This is a genomic window from Streptomyces sp. NPDC006733, assembly GCF_040636125.1.
Taxonomy (GTDB): domain Bacteria; phylum Actinomycetota; class Actinomycetes; order Streptomycetales; family Streptomycetaceae; genus Actinacidiphila.
This window is the reverse complement of the sequence record NZ_JBEYJD010000038.1, coordinates 33,727-57,850: the sequence shown is the minus strand read 5'-3', so window position 1 is coordinate 57,850 and position 24,124 is coordinate 33,727. Positions and strand designations below refer to the sequence as shown.

The window sequence follows — 24,124 nt, the reverse complement described above, 5'->3', positions numbered from 1 at the left end:
TGCTTAGGTTAGCCTAACCTACACAGATAGGGCGTGGGCCGGGAGGGCGATACCCGCCGATCGGGGGCCGCGATCAGCCGGCGCGGCCGGGTGCGGCCGCCGCCCGGTCACGCGCCCGGTCCCGCGCCCCCACGGGTGCGGCGTCGGCCGGCTGCAGCGGCCGGGTGCCCAGGATGTCGGCGACGATGCCCGTGGACGACCGCATGACGTCGGCGGCGAACCGGCGGCGCCCGACGCCGAGATGGCGCAGCGCCGGGCCGTGGTCCCACACCACGACGGCGGTGGCACCGAGCAGCAGCAGCCGCCAGCCGGCCAGGACCAGAACGCGCAGCGCGTGCGGCAGCGCGCCGAGCGCCTGCCGCAGCCGCAGGCAGTGGAAGGGGACGTGCCGCCGCTCGTCGGCCAGGATCCGCGCGGCGACCTCACTCACCAGCGGGTCCCCCGCGCCCTCGCTGACGGCCCGGTAGTACCGCAGGGCCACCACCTCGGCGATCATCAGGACCAGCAACTCCAGCCGCAGGCCCAGCAGCCGGCGCAGCCGGACGAAGGCCGAGTCGCTCCAGTGGGCCGTGATCAGCGGCCTGCCGCCCGCGCCGAGCAGGGCGGCGAGCAGGCGGGCGTGGTTCTGCTCCTCCGCGACGAACAGCCGGACCGCCGCGGCGTACTCCCGGTCCCCCGCTTCGTCGGCCTTGCGGATCAGGTTCGCCCCGTCGCCGTCCTCGCCGACCTGGAAGCGCTGCAGGCTGCGGGTGAGCGGTCCCCCCAGGGTCGCGCCGCCCGCCCAGTCCGGATCGCCCTGCGCGCGCCGGCGCTCGACCTCGGCCTCGAACGCCCGTGTCCAGCCGGCGAATGCGGTCCCGCTCATGCTGCCCCCACCTCGTACGTCATCCCTGGTGCGATGACGGAGAACATAACATTGAACGTGTTCAAATCCTATGCCGGGGACGGCGCGGGACGCGACCGGGCCCGGCCGCACGAGGACGGCCGGGCCCGGGGCGGTGGCCACCGGTGGTGGTCACCGGCAGTGCGGTGGATCAGGTGCCGTAGACCTCGAACTCGTAGATCCGGGTGGCGGTGTCGGTGTTCTGGGTGGGCGTGATCACCGACAGCCGGGCGTAGCGGGCGGTGGCGGTGAACGTGTTGGTGGTGACGTCGGCGGTGTTGCCGCGCACCTGGGCCACCGAGGTCCAGTTCGTGCCGTCCGTGGAGACGTGCAAGTCGAAGTCCTTGGTGTCCCAGCCGGCCGACTCACCGCCGGCGCCCGCGTGCCGCACGGTGATGGAGCTGAGCGGGTGCGCCGCGCCGAGGTCGACCTGGAGGGTCTTGGTGCCGGCAACGCCCGAGCACCACTTGTCGGTGTTGCCCCCGGAGACGCTGCCGTTGACCGCCTTGTCGGGCGTCTCGGTGGTGGCGCAGGAGGCGGACCCGGTGGCGGGCCGGTTCAGCGCCAGGTTGCTCGGGCCGCCGCTGCCGCCCCCGTAGACCTCCAGTTCGTAGATGCGCGTCGCGGTCGCCCCGGTGTTGCCGGGGGTGTTGACCGTCATCCGGACGTAGCGCGCCTGCCGGGCCGGGACCGGGTTGTAGGTCCGGCTGGACCGGGAGCCGGTGACGGTCGCCGCGGCGGTCCACGCCGAGCCGTCGGTGCTCGTCTGGATCGTGTAGGCGCCGGTGTTCCAGGCGGTGTTCTCGCCACCCAGCCCCGCGTGCTTGACGACGAACGAGGAGACCGACTGCGCGGAGCCGAGATCGACCTGCAACGTCGGCGGCGCCGTGTTGGTGCACCACTTGCTGTTGCTCCGCAGCGAGCCGTCGACGGCCTTGTCCGCCGACTCCGCCGCCGCGCAGGGGGCCGCCGAGCTGGTCACCGGCTTGCCCTGGGCGAGGTTCGCGCCCAGTTCGGGAGCGGCCGGCACCGAGGTCCCGCCGTCCTGGAACGACGGCGGCACGTCGCCCCCGCCGGTGCCCCAGGTGGCGCTCGGCGTTCCGCCCATCGTGTAGTTCAGCGTCCCGCCTCCCGCCACGTCCGGGTAGCGCAGGTAGCTGTGGCTGGTGGAGGAGCCGTTGACGCTCAGGCCCTGGACGTAGGCGCCGGAGCCGGAGGAGTTGATGGTGATGTCCCCCGCGGCCCGCTGGATCGTGATCGAGGGGAACGTCGGACCGTGCACGGCGAGCGTGTCGGCGCCGGGGGTGGCGGGGTACATGCCGAGCGCGGCCCAGACGTACCAGGCGGAGGTCGCGCCGAGGTCGTCGTTGCCGGGCAGTCCGCCCGGTCCCGTGGTGAACGACTCGGCCATCACCTTGCGCACGGCGTCCGTGGCGCCGGACGGGTGCCGGGCGAAGTTGTACGCCCACGGCACGCCGTGCTCCGGCTCGTTGCCGATGTAGTAGTACGGTCGGCTCTGCCCGGCGTTGACCTCGGTGAAGTGGTGGTCCAGCCGCTGGACGGCGGTCTGCCGGCCGCCCATGGAGTTGACGAGGTCGGCGAAGTCGTAGGTGACCATCCAGGTGTACTGCGCCGCGTTGCCCTCGGTGTAGCCCGACTGGCTGGCCGGGTCCAGCGGCCACGGCCAGCTGCCGTCGCTGTTGCGCGGGTGGACGTAGGCCGACTCGGCGTTGTAGGTGTTGCGCCACCACTGGGCGCGCGTCATGTGCGTGGTGTAGCTGCTGGTGTTGCCCAGTGACTTGGCGAACTGCGCCACGGCGAAGTCGGAGGCCGAGTACTCCAGCGAGTCCGACGGGTCGCCGTTGATGTAGTGCAGGCTGGTGAACGTGGACTGCCGGCCGCGGATCGCGGAGCCCTGGGTGGTTCCGCCGCTGGAGGACTTCTCCATCAGCGCCAGCGCGGCGGCCGTGTCGAAGTCCCGCGCGCCGAAGGCGTACATGCTGCTCACGATGATGGGACCGGGGTCGCCCGTCATCACGAAGTCCTCGTTGGTCTGCTGCGACCACTTGGGCAGCAGGCCGCCCTGCTGGCCGTCGAGGACCATGGACCGGGCGATGTCGTTCGCCTCGGTCGGCGCGACGAGCGCGATCAGCGCGGCCCAGGAGCGGTAGATGTCCCAGCCGGAGTAGTTCTGGTAGACCGGCCGGGTGGAGTTGTGCACCGCGCCGTCGAAGCCCCGGTAGTCGCCGTTGACGTCGCTGGAGATGTTCGGGCTCTGGAAGACGTGGTAGAGCGCGGTGTAGAACTTCAGCAGTTCGGTGGCGCCGCCGCTGGGGATCGTGATCCGGCCCAGGATCTGGTCCCAGGAGGTGTCCGCCGCGGTGCGCACGGCGTTGAAGTCCCAGCCGTTGTTCTCGGCGGTGAGGTTGGCCTTCGCGTTCGCGACGCTGACGTAGGACAGCGCGACCTTGAACTGCACGCTCTGGGCGGCCGTGGTGTCGAAGGTGACGTAGGCGCCGGTGTTGGTGCCGCTGGTGCTCGCCGAGCCCGCGCTGACCGTTCCGCCGTTCCAGGTGCCGAAGCCGGTGGGCGCCTTGTCGAAGCGGATGTCGAAGAAGATCTGGTACGTCTTCGACGAGCCGCAGAAGCCGCCGGCGGTGACGCTGCCGCTGACCTCGGACCCGCTGATCTGGACCGAGCCGCTGCGGTTGCCGGTGGCACTGCGGCTGGTGTTGATCAGCAGCTTCGAGGCGGTGCCCGCCGGATAGGTGAGCTTGCCCATGCCGGTGCGGGTGGTCGCGGTCAGCTCGACGTCGGTGGCGTACTTGTCCAGCCGGGTCTTGTAGTAGCCGGGCGCCGCGGACTCGTTCGCCTTGGTGTACCCCGACGCGTAACCCGTCCAGCCGGTACCCGGCGAGGTGCCCAGCGCGCCGGTGACCGGCAGCATCGGGAGGTCCTCGTTGTTCGAGCAGCCGGCGCCGTCGAAGTGGGTGGCGCTGAAGCTCTCGACGCTGGTGTCCGAGGCGCGGTAGCCGGACGGCGAGGCGGTCGGGGTGTCCGGGCTGAGCTGGACCCCGCCGAACGGGACCACCGCGCCCGGGTAGGTGCTGCCGCCGGCGCCGCCCGGCACCGGGTTGGGCGCGGTGCTGTCATCGGTGCCGATGAACGGATCGACGTACTGGGTCGGGTTGGCCACCGCCGCTCGTGCGGGGGGCGCGGCGAGGGCGACCGCGCCCACTGCGGTCAGCAGCAGACAGGACAGGGCCACACCGAGTCTCAGCATCGGGGCGGCGCGATCGGGTGGCGGATTGGCGCCCGGGGCACCGCGGTGCCGGGCGGAGGGGGATCGGAGCACGGAGGACCACCTTGTCGTGGGGGAGGCCGCTCGCCCGCGAGGCCAGCGTCCTGAAGGCACGGAGGATGCTCGAAGTGCATGTGAACGTTATCAATCAGAACAGGATTCTTGAGGTGTCCCTGACGCCCTGTCAAGAGTGCCCACTGAGCCGCGAGGGGCGGGATATCCCGGGCTGGAAAGGCCAAAGGGTCCCCGTGCGCGGAGTATTGACACATCATCAGGTCACCTCCACAATCCGGGAATCGTTGCGAACGTTACCAAGGCACGGGGAGGTTTCCCGATGGCAGAACCACTCCTGGAGGCGCGGGGGGTGACCAAGCACTTCGGTCATGTTCAGGCTCTCCAGGGTGCTGATTTCACCGCCTGGCCCGGTGAGGTCGTCGCACTCATCGGCGACAACGGCGCCGGAAAGAGCACTCTGGTCAAGACGCTGTCCGGCACCATCAGACCGGACGGCGGGCAGATCCTGGTGGACGGCGCGCCGGTACGGCTGACCAGCCCCCTGGACGCCCGCCGCCACGGCATCGAGACCGTCTACCAGGACCTGGCGCTCGCCCCGGACCTCGACGCGGCGGCCAATCTGCACCTGGGCCGCGAACTGTTCCGCGGCGGGCTGCTCGGACGGCTGCACGTGCTCGACCGGGCCGCGATGCGCCGGTCGGCCGTCACGGCCTTCGCCGAACTCGGCGTCGACCTCCAGGACGTGGGCGTCCCCGTCGCCTCCCTGTCCGGCGGCCAGCGCCAGTCGGTCGCGGTGGCCCGCGCGGTCGCCTTCGCCAACCGGATCATCTTCATGGACGAGCCCACCGCCGCGCTCGGCGTCGTGCAGCGCGGACGGGTGCTCGACACCATCCGGCGCGTCCGGGACCGCGGTATCGCCGTCGTCCTGATCAGCCACAACATGCCCGAGGTGCTGTCGGTGGCGGACCGCGTGGAGGTACTGCGGCTGGGCCGCCGGGTCGCGCGGTTCACCGCCGCGCAGTCGTCGGTCGAGGAACTGGTCGGAGCGATGACCGGGGCCCTGGACCCGGCGGCGAACGGGGGCGGAGCGTGAAGCCGGAGATGGCGGGACGGGACATGACGGAGCCGGACGGGCCGCGGCTGGAGAAGACGCCGAAGCCGGAGCCGGTGCAGGAGCCGGTGCAGGAGCCGGTGCCGGAGCCGGTGCCGGAGCCCGCCGGGGACGGCTCCCCGCGAGCGCGGACGCGGACACGGATCGCCGTGCCGGCGTGGGCCCGGCGGGTCGCGGCGGTCAACGAGGCCTGGACGTTCGGCGTCCTGGTCCTGCTGGTCGCCTTCTTCACCATCGCCGCGCCGAACACCTTCCTCACCGCGTACGACATCACCCAGATAGCCACCAACGCCGCCATCTACCTGGTGCTCGGCGTCGGCATGACCTTCGTCATCATCGTGGCCGGGATCGACCTGTCCGTCGGCTCGGTCCTCGTCCTGGCCGCCGTGCTGTCCGGCGAGTACACCGTGCACCACGGTGGGGCCGCCTCGGGCTGGGGCACCGTCACCGTCAGCGCCCTGATCGCCCTGGCCACCGGCCTGGTGTGGGGTGCGGTGCAGGGGCTGCTGGTGGCCAAGGCCAAGGTGCCCCCGCTGATCGTCACCCTCGGCGGCTTCGGCGCGGCCCTGGGCCTCGCCCAGATCATCACCGGCGGCCAGGACCTCACCGGGGCCGTGTCGGGCAAGCTGCAGCACACCATCGGGTTCGGCAAGCTCTTCGGGCAGATCCCCTGGCTGGTGGTCATCGCGTTCGGCACCACCCTCGTCTTCGGCCTGGTGCTCGCCTGGACCCGCTTCGGCCGCTACACGTACGCGATCGGCTCCAACGCGGAGGGCGCGCGCCGGGTGGGCATCGCCGTGGACCGCCACCTCGTCCTGGTCTACGCCCTGGCCGGGCTGCTGGCGGGGCTCGGCAGCGTGATGTGGCTGGCCTACTTCGGCACCACGTCCATCGCCGGCCACTCCACCGACAACCTCAAGGTCATCACCGCCGTGGTGCTCGGCGGCGCCAGCCTCTTCGGCGGCCGCGGCTCCGTCCTCGGCACGGTGATCGGCGTCTTCATCCCGGCGGTCCTGACCACCGGCCTGATCATCATCGGCGTCCAGCAGTACTGGCAGGACGTCGCCATCGGCGTGGTCCTGGTCCTCGCCGTCTACCTCGACCAGTTCCGCAGGCGCAGCCGCGACCGCGGCTGACCACGTCCGGACGCGTCCCGCCCGCACCCTCCGCTCCCGCTCCCCCTGCTCGGGCCGAACCCTCACAGAAGGATCTCCGCCATGCACAGAGCCACGAAGTTCGCCGGATGCTGCGCCGTGCTGGCCGTGTTGGCCGCGACCGCCGGCTGCAGCGACGACAACGGGTCCAACGGTTCCGGGAAGAAGACCCTCCAACTCATCACCGGGGTCAAGAGCGACCCCTTCTACATCACCATGGCGTGCGCCGCCCAGGCCGAGGCCGCGAAGGTCGGCGTCGACCTCAAGATCAACGGCTCGGCGCAGTGGGACGTCGCGGTGCAGCGGCCGATCATCGACTCGGTCGCCGCCACCCGCCCGGACGGCCTGCTGATCTCCCCCGTGGACAGCACCGCCCTGACCCCCTCGCTCCAGCAGATCCAGAGCGCGGGCACCAAGGTCGTGCTCGTGGACACCTCGGTCACCGAGGCCTCGGTGGGCGTCTCCCGGATCTCCTCCGACAACGAGGCCGGCGGCAAGGCCGCGGCCAAGGCCCTCGCCCAGCTGATGGGCGACAAGGGCTCGGCCATCGTCATCAGCGTCAAGCCCGGCGTCTCCACCACCGACGCCCGGATCAAGGGCTTCACCGAGGAGATGCGGGCCAACCACCCCGCGATCACGCTGCTGCCCGTGCTGTACGACAACGACCTGCCGGCCACGGCCGCTTCGCAGATCCAGGCGACCCTCGCCGCCCACCCCGACCTCGGCGGCGTCTTCGCGGGCAACACCAACACCGCGCAGGGTGTCTCCACCGGACTGCAGGCGGCCGGCAAGCAGGGCAAGGTCAAGGTGGCCGCGTTCGACGCGGAGCCCGACGAGATCACCGCGCTCAAGAACGGCACCCTGGACGTCCTGGTCGCGCAGGACCCGGGCGGCATCGGCACCCAGGGCGTCGACCAGGCGCTGGCCGCGATCGAGGGCAAGAAGGTGACCGCGCAGATCGGCACCCCCATGGTCGCCATCACCAAGGCGAACATGACCGATCCCGCCATCACCAAGTACTTCTACAAGTCCGCCTGCTGACCGCCGGACCCGGGGGCGGGGGCGGGCGCCGCCGTGCGGACGGGGGCGAGCCCGGTCCCGCCCCCGGACCGGGCGGCAGGAGTGGGTAACGTTGGCGCCGCCGGTGCCCGGACCGCACGCGGGGAGTGCGGAGGGTCCCGCCGGCCATCAACCACGCGTCGCGTTCCGGCACCGCACCGGGACCCGTCGATGAGGAGGCCCGTGAAGCGCCCGACGATGAAGGACGTGGCCCGCGCCGCGGGAGTGAGCCCGATGACGGTCTCCCGCGTCATATCCGGCGAGTCGGCCGTGTCCCCGGACACCACGGCCCGGGTCGAGCAGGCGGTGCGCAAACTGGGCTACCAGCGCAACGACAACGCCCGCAACCTGCGCTCCAAGAACCTGGGGACCTCCACCATCGGCCTGGTGGTCGACGATCTGGCCAACCCGTTCTACGCCCTGATGGCCCGTTCCGTGGAGGACGAGGCCCACCGGCGCGGCTACCTGGTCCTGGTCGGCAGCACCAACGACGAACCGCGCAGGGAGCAGGAGGTCGTCGCGGCGTTCTGCGCCCGGCAGGTCGACGGGCTGATCCTCGTGCCGACCATCGGCAGCCACGGATTCCTCAAGCAGCCCATGGAGGGCGGCACCCGGGTGGTGTGTGTCGACCGCCCCGCCAAGGGCCTGGCGGTCGACACCGTCACCGTCGACAACCGCGACGGGGCCAACCGGGCCGTCACCCATCTGCTGGACCACGGGCACACCCGGATCGCCTACCTCGGCGACCGGTTCGGCATCTGGACCCAGCGCGAGCGCTACGCCGGCTACCAGGAGGCCCTCGCGGCCCGGGGGGTGGCGGAGGATCCCGAACTCGTCCGGCACGAACTGCGCTCCCAGCCCGAGGCGGCCGCCGCACTGGCGCAGCTGCGCGCCCTGCGTAGGCCGCCCACCGCGCTGTTCACCAGCAACGACCTCATCACCATCGGTGTCATGGACGGCCTCGGCCAGGCCGCGGGCAGCCTGTTCGAACGGATCGCGCTCGTCGGCTTCGACGACTTCCCGCTCGCCGAACGGCTCAGCCCGCCGCTGACCGTGGTGAGTCAGGACCCGGTCGCCCTCGGCAGCACCGCCGCGAACCTGCTCTTCTCACGGATCGACGGCGACCGCTCGGCGCCGCGCTCGGTGATCCTGCTGACCCGTTTCATCGTGCGCGGCTCCGGCGAGACGCCGGTGGCCGGGACCGGCGGAACGGTCGCCGGGACCGGCGGGACCGTGGCCGGGACCGGCTGACCCGCCGGGTGCCCCCGCGTCAGGCCGTCCGCGCGGGCAGGGCGGCCAGCGCGGCGGGGTGGAACCCCCGGGCCACCAGCCAGACCGCCAGCGACATCTCGTAGAGGAACACCGGGAGCGCGCACACGCTCCCCCACACGGAGATCTGCTCGTAGGCACCGAACATCACCAGCACGCCCGAGCCGAGGATCAGCGGCCCCCCGACGATGCCCAGGGCCGCGATCCAGCGCGGAACGAGCCGGGACCGGTACAGGAACCAGCCCATCATCAGCGTGCTCGGGCCCAGCGCGAGGTTGGGTCCGAACAGGAACGTCCAGTCGTGCTGCGCCACCAGTAGCCGGCTCGCGGCCAGGTACGGGGCGGCGTCGGGGGACTGCGCCCGCGCGAACTCCTGACTGAGCGTCATCACCGAGAGCAGGCTGATGATCCCGACGACGATGATCGCGGCCTCGAGCAGCCGGAAGCAGACGTAGCCCAGCGCCGCGACCTCACTGCGCCTGCGCACGACGGGGTACATGACGATCGCGGTGCCGATGATCGAGAAGGCGCACGTCACCTCCAGCAGCGCCCCCGACGCCACCCGCGCCGCCTGCGCGGACCCCCCGACGACATAGCCGGGGTGGTCCAGGATCGGTGCGTACTGCAGCAGTCCGACGATGGACGTGACCGCCGCCAGGATGAACAGGACCCCGGTCGCCACCGCTGTCCGTCTGTGGGTACTCATTTCCGCTCCTCACTCGCCGCGGGTTGTCCCGCCGGTGCCACACTGCGGGCCGTCCGGGCCGGGAACCTCCCCTCCGGGTCGGAAGCGCCTCCACCCCAGGGTGGAGACCGACCGAGCCTTTCGGGGGGTCTGCGGCGGCCGGGGGCCGCCTACTCTGAGCCCATGACCACACCACCGCCCCCGGCACGGGACCCCGCTGCGGCGCCCTCGCCGCTGGGCGTCCCGGCACCGGTCTGGCGCTTCCTGCTCGCGGTGGCCCTCGGGGCCGCCGCCTGGATCACGCAGGCCGCCGTGCTGCTGTCCGAACCGCTGAGCCCGGCGCGGACGGACCGCGTGGGCGCCGCACTCCTGCTGGACCTCCTGCTGGGCGCGGCCGCGCTGGCCGTGCTGCCGCTGCGGCGCCGGTACCCGCTGGCGGTCGCCTGCCTGCTGGTCGCCGCCGCCCCGCTCTCGGTGGCCGGGCTGGGGGCGATGACGCTGACCGTCGTGTCGATGGCCACCTACCGGCGGCGGCGGTGGGTCGTCCTGGTCGGAGCCCTCACGGCGGCCGGCGGAGCGGTGGCCGCGGGCGTGTACCGTCCCTGGCTCTCCCCCGCCGCGGACGGCCGCGCGGCCTCCGTGGCGGCCAACGTCGTGGTGATCCTGCTGATCTTCACGGCCGCCGTGGCCACCGGCTACTACGTCGCGGCCCGCCGCGAGCTGCTCGCGTCGCTGCGCGAGCGGGCGCTGACCGCCGAACGGGAACGGGCCCTGGCCGACCGGGCGGCCCGCGACGCCGAACGGACCCGGATCGCGCGGGAGATGCACGACGACCTCGCCCACCGGATCTCCCTGGTGGCCCTGCACGCCGGGGCGCTGACGTTCCGCGAGGACCTCAGCCGGGCCGAGACCGCGGCCACCGCCCAGACCATCCGCGCCAACGCGCAGCTGGCCCTGGTCGAGCTGCGCCAGGTGCTGGGCGTGCTCCGGTCCGGGCAGCCGTCCGGCGCCGAGCGGTCCCAGCCGGCGCTCACCGAGCTGCCGGCGCTGCTGGCCGACGCCCGGGAGGCCGGCTCGGTCGTCCGGCTCGACACCTCGGGCCTGCCCGGCGCAACCGCCCCCGACCTGGCCGCGATCACCGGGGCGCTGTCCCTGACGTCCTTCCGGATCGTGCAGGAGGCGCTCACCAACGCCCGCAAGCACGCCCCGGGCGCACCGGTCACCGTGCGGCTGGCCGGGACGCCCGGCGAGCAGCTGCGCATCGAGGTCCGCAACCCGGTCGGGCTGACCGTCGCCCCTCCGGGCGGCTCCCCGCTGCCCTCGGCCGGGGTCGGTCTGACGGGGCTGGGCGAGCGCGCCGAACTGGCGGGCGGCGTGCTGCGGTTCGGGCTGGCGGAGGACGGCGACTTCACCCTCCTGGCGAGGCTGCCGTGGCCGGCGTGAACCCGGTGCGGACCAAGGTGCTGATCGTGGACGACGACCCGCTGGTGCGGGCGGGTCTGCGGATGATCCTGGGCGGGGCGCCGGACGTGGAGCTGGTCGCCGAGGCGGCCGACGGGCAGGAGGCGCTCGACGCGGTCGCCCGCGAGCTGCCCGACGTCGTCCTGATGGACATCCGTATGCCGCGGATGGACGGGCTGGCCGCCACCCGCAGGCTGCGGGAGCTGGGCAGCGCGGCCCGCATCGTCATCCTGACCACGTTCGACACCGACGAGATGGTCCTGACGGCGCTGCGGCACGGGGCCGTGGGATTCCTGCTCAAGGACACCCCGCCGGCCGAGCTGGTGCAGGCCGTCCGGCGGGTCGCCGGCGGGGAGCCGAGCCTGTCGGCCAGTGTCACCGCCCGCCTCATCGCCGCCGTCACCTCAGCGCCCGACACCTCACGGCAGCGCGCCGCGCTCGCCCTGCTGGACCGGCTCACCGCCCGCGAGCGGGAGGTGGCGATGGCGGTCAGCGAGGGTCTGACGAACACGGAGATCGCCCGGTCGCTCTACATGGGCGTGGCCACCGTCAAGTCCCACGTCGGCAGCGTGTTCGCCAAGCTGGAGGTCTCCAACCGGGTCCAGGTCGCGCGCTGCGTGCACGACGCGGGGGCGGGGCCGGGGCCGGCGGCCGACTAGGACTCGTGGGTGTAGAGGACGTAGTACGAGGCGGCGGTGGCCGCGGCCGCGAAGCCGAGCCCCATGCCGACGCACCGCAGGACGCTCTCGCCGGTCAGGCTGTGCAGGAAGCCCACCGACACCCCCGTCAGCACCCCGTAGGCCGCGGCGCGCAGCTCGCGCGGCAGCGCCTTCTGCGTCCTCCCGAGCACGAAGCAGAGCGCGGCCACGACAGCGCCGGCGACCACGCCGAGCAGGATGTCGCCGGCGGTGAGCGGCTCGCTCCGGCGGGCGATGAACGCCGCCCAGACGCCGTAGACCACACCCAGCGTGACGGGCAGGGCGAGTCCGAGCGAACCGTGGTGCCGCACCGGCACCGCTGAGGAGGTGGCCATGACGGAACTCCTTCCGCTGTCTCCTTCCAGGTCACACCCGCGCGGACCGCACGGCAAGTGGATCTACGACGGCCCGCGGGCCGTCAGGCGCCGGCCGGCGCCGAGGCGTGTGCGGGGTTGCGCTCCCGCCCGCCGGGGTGGCGGTGCCGCCAGACGAGGAAGACCGTCACGGCCACCAGGCTCCAGGCGGCGAGCACCAGGTAAGGGAAGGCGGACTGGTGTCCCGCGAAGTAGATCGCGTTGTGCTGCGCGTTGACCGAGGCGCCCGGCGGCAGCCAGCGGCCGATGCGGCCCAGCGGCGACGGCAGCAGCGGCCAGGACACCGCGCCGCCCGACGACGGGTTGCCGAGCAGCACCATCAGGCCCCAGGTCGGGATCATCGCCCAGCGGCCGACGAGGGTGTTGAACATCGTGAAGACCATGCCCGAGGTGAACATCGTCAGCGCCAGGATCGACCAGGACTGCAGGAACGGCAGGTCGAGCACGCCCAGCAGCCAGTCCACCACCGCGCAGATGACGAACCCGCCGAAGACCGAGTACACGACCGTGAAGGCGACCCGCTCCCCCGCGTTGAGCGCCCGCGCGTGCACACTCAGCTGGATCGCCCCGACGAACCCGATGATGACCGCGGCCAGCGAGATGTAGAACAGCGCGAGTCCCTGCGGGTCGGTGGACTGCAGCGGCTTGATGTCCCGCACCGCCACCGGCGTGCGCAGCGCGGCGCCGACCTTCGGCGCGGCCGTCGTCAGCAGCCGCGCCACCGAGGCCCCGGCCGCCCCCGCGGTGTCGAGCCGGACGGCGGAGGGGCCGAGCTCGATGATCGCGAAGGCCTTCTGGGCTTCGATGGCGCCGACAGCCCGCTCGTACGTCGGGTACCGCTGCACGACGAGCGAGGCGCCGAGCGCCTTCTCCATCCCGGCCACGAACGCCTCGCCCTTGTCGGACTCCCCCGTCACCGCGGTGGGGATGCGGTGCGGGGTGGGGTTGGCCATGGCGTAGCAGTAGGACCCCGCGAAGAGCCCGGCCGCCGCCCCGAGGATGAGGACCAGCACCACGGCGGGCAGGAACGGCGACAGCTTGAACGCCCCCCAGTGCTCCCCGGGAGAACGCCTCCTGACATGCGCACCGTGCTGGTCTGCCATCCCCCCACGCTAGGCAGCCCGCCCCCGCACCACCCGCTGGAGTGGGCCATGCGGAGTCCCCGTCACACCGCCGCGCGTCGCAGCCGGTGGAACGCGAAGGCCACCAGGGCCGCCGTCCCGAGCAGCAGGATGCCGGACTCGATGAACTGGATCGGCAGGAAGTGCGAGACGGGGTGGTAATCACCGTAGAACGTGCGGGACGTCTGGCACGCGAGGTCGTCGCCGCACTGGTTGAGCGGGACCCGGGAGCCGTCCGGCAGTACCGTCCCGTTCGACACCAGCCAGGCCCCTCGCGGCTCGGTGAACAGGAACGCGCCGCTCGGTCCGACCTGAGTCGCGTGCACCATGGGATACAGGTGGGGACGCAGGGCGTACAGCGCGAGCTCGACGGCGACGACGACCCCGCCGGTCACCGCCATCGCCGGCAGCGTGCGGCGCAACAGCATCCCAGCCGCGGTGCCCAGGGCGAGTGCGAACAGCGCCGTGGTGACCGCTACCGGACCGATCACCTGGTAGATGGGCGCCGCGAACGGACTGTCGTACGAGAAGGAGTTCCGGTACACGGCGGTCCACCAGAACCGGCCGCCCACCGCGGTGAGGATCCCGGACACCAGCAGGACGATCAGACCGGCGCCGCCGAGCCGGAAGGCGAGCCAGCGGCCGCGCGGGACGGACTGCGTCCAGACGAGCGGAAGCGTGCCGTGCTCGTACTCCTGCGCCAGCAGGGGGGCGCCGAGGAACAGGCCGGCCAGCAGGGGGAGCAGCGCGAACGCGGGCAGGACGAACTGTGTGCAGCGCTGGACGTCCTGGTACAGGTCGTTCCACCGCCTGCCGCAGCCCGCGTTGCGCCATTCCAAGGGCTCGCCGCATCCGGCGCGGTGCGCGGCGCTCACGCCGTCGGAGATGACCAAGTGCTCCGCCAGGAGCCAGCCGCAGCCGAGGACCACCACGGCCAGGCCCGCCCAGGCCGCGACCCGGTTCTGCCGCCAGACCAGCCAGAGCAGACCGTGCAGCCGTCCGCCGGCCTGCGGGCGCGGCACCGGAGGGGCCGGTGTGTCGAGGGTGCCGGTCGTCATGCCGTCACCGCCGTCTCGAGGACGCGTGCGCTGTCGGTGGACATCGACGGGGCCTGCGGCGAGCGCAGATAGCCCAGGAGCAGCTCCTCCAGGCCCGGCTCGCTGCTCTGCCAGGCGCCGCCGACCGGTCCTTCGGGGCGGACCAGTGCGGTGAGCTGGCGTCCGCTGTACCGCGTCTCGATGACGTGGTGGGCGGCGAGCTCGGGTGGGAGCGCGGGACCGCTGTGCGCGCCGACCAGGACCCGGTGTGCCCGGACGATGTCGTCCACCTCGCCCGCCAGGCGCACCCGGCCGGCGTCGACGAGCAGCAGGAAGTCGATGACGCCCTCCAGTTCGCTGAGGATGTGCGAGGACATCACGATGGTGGTGGCGTGTTCCGCGGTCTCCGACATCAGCGTGCCCATGAGCTGGTGGCGCGCCAGCGGGTCCATGTCCGACATCGGTTCGTCGAGCAGCAGCAGCTCGGGGCGTTTGCCCAGGGCCAGGGCCAGTGCGACACGGGTACGCTGGCCGCCGGAGAGCGACCCGATGCGCGCCCCGGGCCTGAGCTCGCCCTGGTCGACGACGCGCTGGGCCACGCCCGCGTCCCAGACCGGGTTCAGTTCGCGGCCCAGGCGCAGCGTCTCCGCGACCGTGAAGCGCGGGTAGAGCGGCTTGGCCTGGCCGACGAACCCGACCCGGTGGCGCCGCTTCGGGTCGTCCGCGGGGCTGCCGAGCGTCCGGACGGTGCCCTCGGTCGGACGCAGCAGGCCCGCGGCCAGGGCCAGCAGGGTGCTCTTGCCCGCCCCGTTGGGGCCCACCACTCCGCACACCCGGCCCGCCGGGATCCGGAACGCGCACTCCCGCAGCGCCCACTCCCGTCGGTAGCCCATGCTCAGGCCGACCACCTCCACGGCGGTCCGCCCGGCGTCTTCCTGATCCCTCATGCGTCCCCCTCGATGTGCAGCGCGGGTGTGTCCGGGGCGGCCCCGGTCCCGTAGCGCTGTTCCAGTACGGAGGCCACCAGCGCGGTGACGTCCTCACGTTCCAGTCCCGCCGCGCGCGCCCGGTCCACCCAGCCGACCAGTTCGGCGCGCAGCGGTCCGTCCGCCTCCGCCCCGGCTCGGGCGAGCGAGCGCCGGACGAACGTGCCCAGTCCGGGGCGGGGTTCGACCAGTCCCTCACGGTCGAGTTCGCGGTAGGCCTTGAGAACCGTGTTGGGGTTGATCGCGGTCGCTTCGACGACCTCCCGCGCGGTGGGGAGCTTGTCGCCCGGCCGCAGCAGGCCCAACCGCAGTGCCTGCTTGGTCTGCAGGACGATCTGCTGATACGTGGACACGCCGCTGCGGCGGTCGATGCGGTATTCGATCATGCCCGCATCACCCTTTCACTAGTTCAGTAGTGGAATAGTGATGGAAGGCCGCCCCCGCGTCAACCACCGCGCCTCCGGGGGACGTTGCCGGACCGCGGCGAGCACCGCTTACCGGGCTCCTACCGGCGGATGACCGGTGGGTGACCGGGGGCGGTGAGAGTGGGGCGATGACCATCACCTCCCCGACCGCGGGACCGGCCGCGGCGACGGTCGGCCGACGGTCCGCGCCGCTGTGCGTGGACGTCTCCGACCCGTTCTTCTTCGATCATCCGCTCGACCACGTGCCCGGCATGCTGCTGGCGGCCGGGCTGCTCGGCCTGGTGCGGGAGGAGTCCGACGAGCGGTACGGCGCCGGCGCCGCCGGACGGTTGCGGATCTCACTCACCTTCGACCGGCTCTGCGCGCCCGACCGCGAGGTGCTGCTGCACTGCTCGCCGGTGCCCTCCTCCGGCGGACCGCGCTGGCGGGCGACCGCCGAGCAGGACGGCGTGCCGGTCTGCACCGCTCTGATCGGCCTGGACGCGCTGCGGGCGCCCGGGGAGCCGGCTCCCCCGCTCCGGTACGGCGGGGCCCGGCGGCCCGCGCCGACCCACCAGCTGGAGCGCGCCGACGCGCGCCTGGTGCACCGTCAGCGGCCGGAGAACGTGCTGCTCGGCGCGCCGCGCAGGACCGGGGGCGCCTGGGCGGAGGCCGCGGTGCTGCTGCCCCCGCCGGGTCACCGGCTGAGCCGCACGGCGGGCGGGGCGCACGCGCCCGAGGCGCTGATCGAGTCGGCCCGCCAGATGTCCACGCTGCTCGGGCACGTGGCCCACGAGCGCGAACCGGACGCCCAGATGCTCTGGGTCTCCCTCGACGCCGACCTGCCGCTGACCGTTCCGGCCGCCACCCCGCTGTCGCTGCGCTGGGACTTCGCCCCCCGCCGGGGGCGGCGCGCCGACTACGACCTGACGCTGGCCGAAGCGGGCAGCGATGTGCGGATCGGCCGCGTCGCCCTCGACATCCACACCGTCAGCCGGGCCCGGTACCTGGAGCGCAGAGGGATATGAGCGCCACCGAACCCCTGGCCGGCGACCGGCCCCGCACCGCCCGCGTCCCGCTGCGGGCCTACACGCCGCGCCTGCTGTTCTGCCTGGTGGTCCTGGCGGTCGCACCGGGGCTGGTGACGCACCTGCGGCACTACGCCGACCCCGTCCAGCTCACCGCCGGCCTGCTCGCCGCGGTGTACCTGGGCTGGCTCGCCCTGGAGATCCCGGTGACGTTCCGCCGGGCCACCGCACCGCCCGCCGAGTCCGCGACCCTGCTCTGGTACGCCACCGCCCGTATCGCGACGGCGGTCGCCGCCGCCACCGGACCGCTGCCGTGGCACCGCTGGTCGCCGTGGCTGCTGCTCCCGGCCGCGGTGTTCCTCGCCGGGATCGCCCTGCGGCAGATCGCGATCCATACCCTGGGGCGCTTCTACTCGCACCATGTGATGCGCCAGCAGGACCACCGGATCGTCTCCGGCGGTCCGTACCGCGTCATCCGCCACCCCGCCTACGCCGGAATGCTGCTCGCGCACCTCGGGTTCGTCGGCTTCTTCCTCAACCCGTTCAGCGCCGCGCTCCTGCCGGCGCTGGCCGTCGCCGTCGTGCACCGCATCCGCACCGAGGAGCGGCTGCTCCTGACCGTTCCCGGCTACCGCGCGTACGCCGTCGGCCGCGCCCGGCTCTGCCCGCGGGTGTGGTGACGATGACCCCGGACGAACTCCTCTCCACCACGCGCTCGGTCCGCAGGCGCCTGGACCTGTCCCGGCCCGTCGACCTCGCCGTCGTCACGCGCTGCGTCGAGATCGCCCTGCAGGCGCCCAACGGCGGAAACAGCCAGCGCTGGCACTGGGTGATCGTCACCGACCCCGAGCTGCGGGCGCGCATCGGCGCTGTCTACCGGCGCGCCTTCGAGGGCCGCTACCCCCCGCCGCAGGACCCACCGCCCCAGGACCCACCGCCGCAGGATGTCCCGCCGTCTGCCGCCGACCGCGAACCGCCGTCGGCGCACGAGCGGATGATGCGCAGCAGCCGCCACCTCGCCGCGCACCTGCACGAGGTGCCCGTCCTGGTCATCCCATGCCTGCGGGTACCGGGCGGCCGGCTGCCCGAGGGCAGCCAGGCCGGCACCTGGGGGTCGCTGCTGCCCGCCGTGTGGAGCTACATGCTGGCCGCCAGGGCCCGGGGGCTGGGCGCCGCCTGGACCTCGGTCCACCTGGACTTCGAGCAGGAGGTCGCCGAGCTCCTCGGCCTGCCCGACGACGTACGGCAGGGCGCCCTCATCCCGACCGCGCACCTGCTCGGCTCGCGGCTGCGGCCCGCGCCGCGCGGCTCCGTCGAGGAGGTCCTGCACTTCGACGGCTGGACCACCCCGCCGGCCGGTACCGGGGGCGGTGCACCGGATGCCTGACGTCCTCGCCACCGCGCCCCTGACCGCCGGACCGGCGCTCGGGGATCCGGGTCAGGTGGGCAACAAGTTCGCCCGCCTGCGGGCGCTGCGCCACGAGGGCTTCCCCGTACCGGACTTCTTCTGCCTCCCGGCGCCCGCGTTCGACGAGGCGCTCGCCGCCCTGCGCCCGCTACTGCCCCCGACCCCCGCACCCGCGGCGGGCGAACCGGCCGCCGCCGACTGGTGCGCGGCCGCCCGCCGGGCGCTGGCCGGCTCGACGGTGGCGGCGGAACTCGCCGCCCGCACGGCGAGCGCGTTCGACGACCTCGTCGGCGCCGGCGGGACGGCCGCCGTCCGCGCCTGCGTGGTGCCGGCCGAGGCCGGCGGCATCGGGGAGGACAGCGCCCAGGACCCCTTCGCGGGGATGAGCGACAGCTTCCTGTACGTCCCGCGCCGGGACCTGCTCGCGGCCGTCGTCCGCTGCTGGGCGTCCGCCTTCAACCCGGAGGCGGTGCGCTACCGGCTGTGGCGCGGCCTCGACCCCGCCGGCGCCCGGGTTGCCGTCGGTATCCAGCGCATGGTCCCCGGGACCCGGTCGTTCGTCGCGTTCACCCGCGACCCGCGCGACGGCGCCCGGCGCCACCTCATCGCCGCCGCGCACGGCATCGGCGAGGGCGTGGTGCAGGAGAAGGCCGACGTCGACCACTTCTTCGTCGACCTGGACGACCGCCGGGTCACCGCGAGGACCGTCCACAAACGGTGGTCGGTGGGACGGCCCGACGGAACGTCCGCCGGCGACCCCGTACTGCTGCCCGTGCCGGACGCGCTGGCCGCCGCCCCGGTGCTGGACGACGGACAGGCCCTGGCCGTGGCCGCGCTGGCCGCCCGCGTGGAGCGGTTCCTCGGCGGCCCCCAGGACATCGAGGGCACCATCACTCCCGACGGAGCCGTCCACCTCGTCCAGGCGCGCCCGATGGTGCTGCCATCCGCCGCGCCGCCGGCACCCGCACCCGCACCCGCACCCGTATCCGCTCCCGAGTCCGATCCGAGCCGGGTGTTCTGGGGCAACCACAACATCACCGAGAGCTATCCGGGGATCTCGGGCGCCCTCACCTACTCGCTGGCCCAGGAGTTCTACCGGTGCTCGTTCACCGACCTCTACCGGCGGATGGGCGTCTCCCGCCGGCAGCTGCACGACAGCGCCGACCGGCTGCGGCGCATGGTCGGCTTCCTCGACGGCCGCGTCTACTACCGCATCGACGACTGGCACGCGCTGCACGGCCGGATGCCGGCCTTCGAACTCGTCCGGCGGCCCTGGGAAGAGGCCATGGGCATCACCGGCGCGGCACGCGCCCCGCGCCGCTGGTCGCGCCCCCGCGTCGCGCTGGCCGTCCCGGGCCTGCTCCTGCGCGCGGCGCTGCACCCCTGGCACGTCCACCGGTTCCTGCGCTGGTGGGACGGGCAGACGGCGGAGGCCGCGGCGACCGGTGACACCCCCGGTGAACTCATCGCGCTGCACCGCCGCGTGTGGGCGCGGGCCTCGACGCGCTGGGGCGTCACGCTCGTCAACAGCATCCTGCTGCTGGCCGTCCTGCGCTGCGGCACCGCACTGCTGCGCCGCTGGACCGGCGAGGGGCCGCAGGTGTTCGCCGCGCTGCTCTCCGGCGGCCGGGAGAACCGGTCGCTGGCCGCGGTACGGGCGGCGATCGCGCTGGCCGAGGAGATCGGGGCGCTCCCGGAGCTGCGCGCCGCCGTCGGCAGCGGCGATCCCCGGGAGGTCTGGCAGGACGTGACGGCCGGGCGCCACGGGGCACCGGTCGCCGCTTCCGCGCTGGCGTACCTGCGGCGCTACGGCGACCGGGCGCTGCACGACCTGAAGCTGGACGAGCCGACTCCCCGCCAGCGGCCCTGGATGGTCCTCGACCTCGTCCGCCCGCTGATCCGGCAGGGCGCCACCGTCGCCGCCAACCGGGCCGACGAGCGCGCCGCGGCCGCCCGCTCCCGCACCCGGCTGCGCGCCGTCTGCCCGGGTCCGGTCCGCCGGGCGGTGCTGCTCCTGCTCGCGGCGGCGACCCGGCGGCTGGTGCGGGTGCGGGAGGACACCCGGTTCTGCCGCACCCAGCTCTTCGGCCTCTCGCGCGAGGTGCTGTGGCGGCTGGGGGCCGAACTCGCCAGGACCGGCGTCCTGGACGACCCGCTGGACGTGGTCGACCTGACGGTCGACGAGGTGATCGGCGCCTTCGACGGCACCCTCGTCTGCACCGACCTGCGGTCGACCGCCGCCCTGCGGCGCGCCGCGCGCGAGCGCCGCACCCGTGCCGCGCACCTTCCCGCCCTGCTGTCCACGGTGGCCGGCCGGCCGCTGGGCGCCGCACTGCGGGACGCCGTGGCCGTCGAGCCCGACGAGCCCGCAGGCGGGTCCGGCGACGGCTCCGTCCTGCACGGGCTCGGCTCCAGCGGCGGGGTCGTCCGCGGCCGCGCCCGGGTGCTGCTCGACCCGGCCGCCGCCCAGGGCACCGACCGGGGCGGGCCGGACGCAGCGGACGGGTCGGCGGCGGACGGCCGGATCCTGGTCGCCCGCGAGACCGACCCCGGCTGGCTGTTCCTGATGACGGCGGCGAAGGGGCTGGTCGTGGAGCGCGGCACGCTGCTCTCGCACACCGCGATCACCGGGCGGCTGCTGGGCGTCCCCACCGTGGTCGCCGTCGCGGGAGCCACCGCGCTCATCCCCGACGGCGCCTGGATCGAGATCGACGGAGGCGCCGGCACCGTCCGGCTCCTCCCGGACCCCACCGACAGGGCGCCGCGTGATGACTGAGCCGATCCCCTTCCCGTTCCCGGTCGGCGCCGGGGTGTGCCCGCCCGCCGAGTACCGGCACCTGCTCGCGGCGGGCGAGCCCGCCCCGGTGCTGCTGGCCGGCGGCCGGCGCGCGCTGCTCGTCACCCGGCACGCCGACGTCAGCACCGTACTGACCGACGACCGGTTCAGCCGCGCCGGCTACGCCGGCCGGCCGCTGCTCGCCCGCCGGGCCGCGTCGCTCTCGCTGGCCACCGCCGACGCCCCCGACCACACGCGGCGCCGCCGCTCGGTCCTGCACGCGTTCACCGCCCGGCGGGCGCGCGCGGCCGGGCCCGGCCTGGAGGCCCTCGCCGACCGGCTGCTGACGGATCTCACCGGCGGCGCCGACAGCGGCGAGACGGACCTCGTCCAGGCGCTGACCGTGCCGTTCCCGCTGCGGTTCATGTGCGGCCTGCTGGGCGTGCCGGAGGCCGACGGGGAACAGCTCCGGGCGCTGACCGACATCCTGATGTCGACCTCGGGGCACCACCCCGAGGAGGTCGCGGCGGCCCACACCCGGATGCACGCGTACTTCCAGGAGCTGGCCGCCGCCAAGCGGCGGGCCCTGGACGCCGGACAGGGCGCCGACGACCTGCTGACCGATCTGCTGCGCCGCCCGGCCGGCGACCCCGACCGGTCCCTGTCGCCCGACGAGATCACCGTCCTCACCTCGGGTCTGCTGATGGCCGGCTACGAGACGACCGGCAACCAGCTCGCCATGTGCGTCCTGCTCCTGCTCCAGGACCCCGCGCTCGCCGCCCGGCTGCGCGCGGAGCCGGAGCGGATCGCGGCCGCTGTCGAGGAGATGCTGCGCTGGACCTCCCTCAACACCACCGGCGGCATGCCGCACCTGGTCCGCGCGGACACCGTGCTCGGCGGGCGGGTGGTGCGGGCCGGGGAGGTCGTGGTGGCGCTGACCGACGCCGCCAACCGCGACCCGGCGGTGTTCGCCGATCCGGACACGTTCGACCCCGACCGCGCCACCGACCGCAGCACCGGCCGGGACGCCGGCCGGACCGCGGGCCGCGACACCCGCGGGCACCTCGCCTTCGGCCACGGGCGCCACTACTGCCTCGGGGCCGAACTCGCCCGCGCCGAACTGCGGATCGCCCTCGCCGCGCTGCTCCGCCACTTCGACCGGTTGGAGCTGGCCGTCGACGCGTCGGAACTGCGCTGGCGCGAGTCGATGTTCATCCGCGGCGTCTGGGAACTGCCGGTGCGCTGGGCGAAGTCGGCGGCGACGCCCGCCGCGGTGCGGGACGCGGACCGGTGATCCGGCGCGTCGGCCTGTTCGTACGCGGCAGCTACCCGCTGCCGCTGTCCGCGGTCTTCGCGACGGCCTGGGCGCTGGGGGTGACCGGGCTGTTCGCCGCCCTCACGCCCGGCGCGCCCGCCTGGCGGCCCGACGCCGGGACGGCCGTCGCCGCCGTGTCGGTCACCCTCGACCTGCTGCTGATGCGGGTCGCCGACGACCTGCGCGACGCCGCCTACGACCGCCTGCACCACCCGGACCGCGCGCTGGCCAGCGGCGCCGTCCACGCCCGCGACCTGGTCGTGCTGTTCGCGGCGGGCTCGGCCGTGCTCCTGGCCCTGAACGCCGGCAACGGCCCCGCCGTGCTGATCCTCACCGGCCAGCTCCTGTACACGGTGGGCCTGGTCGCCGCCGAGCTGCGCTTCGGCTGGCCGCCGGGGGACGCGGTCGTGCTCAGCGTGCTGCTCAGCTCGCCGGTCCAGGTGCTGCTGAACGGGTACCTGTACGCGGTCTTCCTGCGCAGCGCGGGGGTACCGGCGCACGGGCCGGCCCTGCTCGCCGGCCTGGCCGTCGTCCTGCTGGCGGCCTTCCACCACGAGGTGGCCCGCAAGGTGCTGCGGTCACCGGGCGCGGGAGCGCGCACCTACGTGCAGGTCTTCGGGCTGCGCGCGACGACCGTGATCGCGGTGGCGTTCGCGGTGGCCTCGGCCGCGACCGGGCTCGCCGCGCTGCGGCCGTGGGCGGGCGGCCCGTCCGCGTGGGGGTGGCTGGTGGTGCTCCCGCTGCTGCTCGTGGCGGGCGCGGCACGGCGCTTCGTGCACGGCGGGGCACCGCGCTGGCCGCTGCGCGCGGTCCTGGCCTACCTCCTGACCACGTTCGCCTGCTACGCCGTGATCGGTCTGGGGGTCACCGCATGAGGACGGACCGGCTGTTCATCGCGGGCCTGGGCACCCGCGTGCCCGAGCTGTTCCCCGTCGCCGAGGCCGTCCGGCAGGGGCTGTACGACGCGCGGACGGCCGAGGCCGACGGCTGGCGCAGCGTCGCGGTCGCCGGATCCGAGCCGGCTCCCGAACTCGCGGCGCGCGCGGGCGCCCTGGCGCTGCGGCGCTCCGGGGTGGCGGCCGCCGACATCGCGCTGCTGATCCATGCCGGCACCTACCACCAGGGCCCGGACCTCTGGTACGCCCCGCAGTACCTCCAGCGGCGGCTGCTGCCCGCGAGCACCGTGCCGGCGTTCGCCCTCCACCAGGGGTGCACCGGGATCCTCGACGCCGTCCAGCTCGCGCACGGGTACCTGACGGCGCACGGCGGCGCGGGGGCGGCGCTGGTGACGGGGGCCGACAACTACGGCACCCCGCTCTTCGACCGCTGGACGTACGCGGCGGGCTGGCGCACCGGCCGCGGGTCGGTGCTGGGCGACGCCGGCTCCGCGGTGGTCCTGTCCGCGCACACCGGTCCGCTGCGCGTGCGGGCCGTCGCCTCGTCGTCCCTCCCCGGGTGGGAGGAGCTGTACCGGGGGGACGAGCGGCTGCACCCCCCGGGCGCCACCGCCGGCACCCCGCTCGCCCTCGGCTCGCGGATGGCCGCCTACGCCGCCCGGCATCCGGGGGCGGCGGAGCGGGTCGCCGCCGACCTGGCGCGGGCGCGGACCGCACTCGCCCGGCAGGTGCTGGACGAGGCGGGGGTGAAGGCGTCGGACGTCACCCGCGTCACCCATGTCTTCACCGGCCACCCCCGCTACCTGCGGACCCTGCTGGACCCGCTGGGCATCGACCCCGCGCGCGGCCTGCTCGAACTCGGCCGCACCCTGGGCCACCTCGGCGTCAACGACCAACTCGTGGGGCTCGCCCATCTGCTGGAGACCGACGCCGTGGGCCCCGGGGACCACATCCTGATGATGGGCAACGGCGTCGGGATCTCCCTGGCGTGCGCCCTGGTCGAGGTCATCGCCCGGCCCGGATGGAAGCCGAACACCTGACGCCCGGCCCGGACGGGATCCGCCCGGCTGAGGCCCGGCCCGGTGTGCGGCGCTGGGCCGTTCGGGTCGGTGCTGCCGGCGGGGGTGCGCCGCACGGGCGACG

At 74.0% G+C, this 24,124-nt stretch carries 21 protein-coding genes; 13 read left to right on the top strand and 8 right to left on the bottom strand.

The annotated features are described in order from the left end of the window. Positions 1-73: 73 nt before the first annotated feature. Both ABZ721_RS29640 and ABZ721_RS29635 read right to left on the bottom strand, forming a co-directional pair. Entirely contained in the window at positions 74-865 is a 792-nt protein-coding gene (locus ABZ721_RS29640; RefSeq protein WP_358791822.1) for a ferritin-like domain-containing protein, read from the bottom strand. A 169-nt stretch (positions 866-1,034) separates the two neighbouring features. Beyond that, the gene (locus ABZ721_RS29635; protein ID WP_358791821.1) at positions 1,035-4,166 is read right to left on the bottom strand and encodes a GH92 family glycosyl hydrolase; all 3,132 of its coding nucleotides are present in this window, start codon (positions 4,164-4,166) and stop codon (positions 1,035-1,037) included. 352 nt (positions 4,167-4,518) lie between these two features. Between ABZ721_RS29635 and ABZ721_RS29630 the strand changes: the two genes are divergently transcribed. From ABZ721_RS29630 to ABZ721_RS29615, 4 genes are all read left to right on the top strand, one after another. Further along, positions 4,519-5,292 (top strand): ATP-binding cassette domain-containing protein, encoded by a 774-nt coding sequence (locus ABZ721_RS29630; RefSeq protein WP_358791820.1) that lies wholly within the window; start codon positions 4,519-4,521, stop codon positions 5,290-5,292. 23 nt (positions 5,293-5,315) lie between these two features. After that, a complete protein-coding gene (locus ABZ721_RS29625; RefSeq protein WP_358791819.1) occupies positions 5,316-6,446 on the top strand; it encodes an ABC transporter permease in 1,131 nt (376 codons plus the stop codon). A gap of 81 nt (positions 6,447-6,527) precedes the next feature. Then, positions 6,528-7,505: an ABC transporter substrate-binding protein gene (locus ABZ721_RS29620; protein ID WP_358791818.1), complete on the top strand. Its 978-nt coding sequence runs from the start codon at positions 6,528-6,530 to the stop codon at positions 7,503-7,505. A 201-nt stretch (positions 7,506-7,706) separates the two neighbouring features. Next, positions 7,707-8,774: a LacI family DNA-binding transcriptional regulator gene (locus tag ABZ721_RS29615; protein ID WP_358791817.1), complete on the top strand. Its 1,068-nt coding sequence runs from the start codon at positions 7,707-7,709 to the stop codon at positions 8,772-8,774. A 19-nt stretch (positions 8,775-8,793) separates the two neighbouring features. Here the strand turns inward: ABZ721_RS29615 and ABZ721_RS29610 are convergent, their stop codons facing one another. Next, positions 8,794-9,498: a DUF4386 domain-containing protein gene (locus tag ABZ721_RS29610; RefSeq protein ID WP_358791816.1), complete on the bottom strand. Its 705-nt coding sequence runs from the start codon at positions 9,496-9,498 to the stop codon at positions 8,794-8,796. Between the two features lie 162 nt (positions 9,499-9,660). Between ABZ721_RS29610 and ABZ721_RS29605 the strand changes: the two genes are divergently transcribed. Further along, positions 9,661-10,920, top strand: a complete 1,260-nt coding sequence (locus ABZ721_RS29605; protein WP_358791815.1) for a histidine kinase — start codon at positions 9,661-9,663, stop codon at positions 10,918-10,920. After that, entirely contained in the window at positions 10,917-11,597 is a 681-nt protein-coding gene (locus tag ABZ721_RS29600; RefSeq protein WP_358791814.1) for a response regulator transcription factor, read from the top strand. The genes ABZ721_RS29605 and ABZ721_RS29600 overlap by 4 nt, the downstream gene beginning before the upstream one ends. On the opposite strand, the gene ABZ721_RS29595 is transcribed toward ABZ721_RS29600, so the two are convergent. From ABZ721_RS29595 to ABZ721_RS29575, 5 genes are all read right to left on the bottom strand, one after another. Then, a complete protein-coding gene (locus ABZ721_RS29595) occupies positions 11,594-11,971 on the bottom strand; it encodes a hypothetical protein (RefSeq protein WP_358791813.1) in 378 nt (125 codons plus the stop codon). The two genes, ABZ721_RS29600 and ABZ721_RS29595, sit on opposite strands and share 4 nt — an antisense overlap. Positions 11,972-12,054: 83 nt before the next feature. Next, positions 12,055-13,113 carry an ABC transporter permease gene (locus ABZ721_RS29590; RefSeq protein WP_358791812.1) on the bottom strand — a complete coding sequence of 353 codons (1,059 nt, stop codon included), beginning with the start codon at positions 13,111-13,113 and terminating at the stop codon, positions 12,055-12,057. A 62-nt stretch (positions 13,114-13,175) separates the two neighbouring features. Next, entirely contained in the window at positions 13,176-14,189 is a 1,014-nt protein-coding gene (locus ABZ721_RS29585) for an ABC transporter permease subunit (RefSeq protein ID WP_358791811.1), read from the bottom strand. Further along, positions 14,186-15,115: an ABC transporter ATP-binding protein gene (locus ABZ721_RS29580; RefSeq protein ID WP_358791810.1), complete on the bottom strand. Its 930-nt coding sequence runs from the start codon at positions 15,113-15,115 to the stop codon at positions 14,186-14,188. Before ABZ721_RS29580 ends, ABZ721_RS29585 begins: the two co-directional genes overlap by 4 nt. After that, on the bottom strand, positions 15,112-15,540 hold the full coding sequence (locus tag ABZ721_RS29575) for a GntR family transcriptional regulator (protein ID WP_358791809.1): 429 nt from the start codon (positions 15,538-15,540) through the stop codon (positions 15,112-15,114). The genes ABZ721_RS29580 and ABZ721_RS29575 overlap by 4 nt, the downstream gene beginning before the upstream one ends. 167 nt (positions 15,541-15,707) lie before the next feature. Here ABZ721_RS29575 and ABZ721_RS29570 point away from each other — a divergent pair, with 167 nt between their 5' ends. From ABZ721_RS29570 to ABZ721_RS29540, 7 genes are read left to right on the top strand one after another with little or no spacing between them, the layout of a single operon-like run. Then, positions 15,708-16,586 carry an AfsA-related hotdog domain-containing protein gene (locus ABZ721_RS29570; protein ID WP_358791808.1) on the top strand — a complete coding sequence of 293 codons (879 nt, stop codon included), beginning with the start codon at positions 15,708-15,710 and terminating at the stop codon, positions 16,584-16,586. After that, positions 16,583-17,266, top strand: a complete 684-nt coding sequence (locus ABZ721_RS29565) for an isoprenylcysteine carboxylmethyltransferase family protein (protein WP_358791807.1) — start codon at positions 16,583-16,585, stop codon at positions 17,264-17,266. Before ABZ721_RS29570 ends, ABZ721_RS29565 begins: the two co-directional genes overlap by 4 nt. 2 nt (positions 17,267-17,268) lie before the next feature. Then, a complete protein-coding gene (locus ABZ721_RS29560) occupies positions 17,269-17,973 on the top strand; it encodes a nitroreductase family protein (protein WP_358791806.1) in 705 nt (234 codons plus the stop codon). Continuing rightward, positions 17,966-20,770, top strand: coding sequence for a PEP/pyruvate-binding domain-containing protein (locus ABZ721_RS29555; RefSeq protein ID WP_358791805.1), 2,805 nt, complete (start codon positions 17,966-17,968; stop codon positions 20,768-20,770). Before ABZ721_RS29560 ends, ABZ721_RS29555 begins: the two co-directional genes overlap by 8 nt. Next, positions 20,763-22,064: a cytochrome P450 gene (locus tag ABZ721_RS29550; RefSeq protein ID WP_358791804.1), complete on the top strand. Its 1,302-nt coding sequence runs from the start codon at positions 20,763-20,765 to the stop codon at positions 22,062-22,064. Before ABZ721_RS29555 ends, ABZ721_RS29550 begins: the two co-directional genes overlap by 8 nt. Then, the gene (locus ABZ721_RS29545) at positions 22,061-22,960 is read left to right on the top strand and encodes a hypothetical protein (RefSeq protein ID WP_358791803.1); all 900 of its coding nucleotides are present in this window, start codon (positions 22,061-22,063) and stop codon (positions 22,958-22,960) included. The genes ABZ721_RS29550 and ABZ721_RS29545 overlap by 4 nt, the downstream gene beginning before the upstream one ends. Further along, positions 22,957-24,021, top strand: coding sequence for a ketoacyl-ACP synthase III family protein (locus tag ABZ721_RS29540; RefSeq protein ID WP_358791802.1), 1,065 nt, complete (start codon positions 22,957-22,959; stop codon positions 24,019-24,021). Before ABZ721_RS29545 ends, ABZ721_RS29540 begins: the two co-directional genes overlap by 4 nt. The last annotated feature ends 103 nt before the right edge of the window (positions 24,022-24,124 follow it).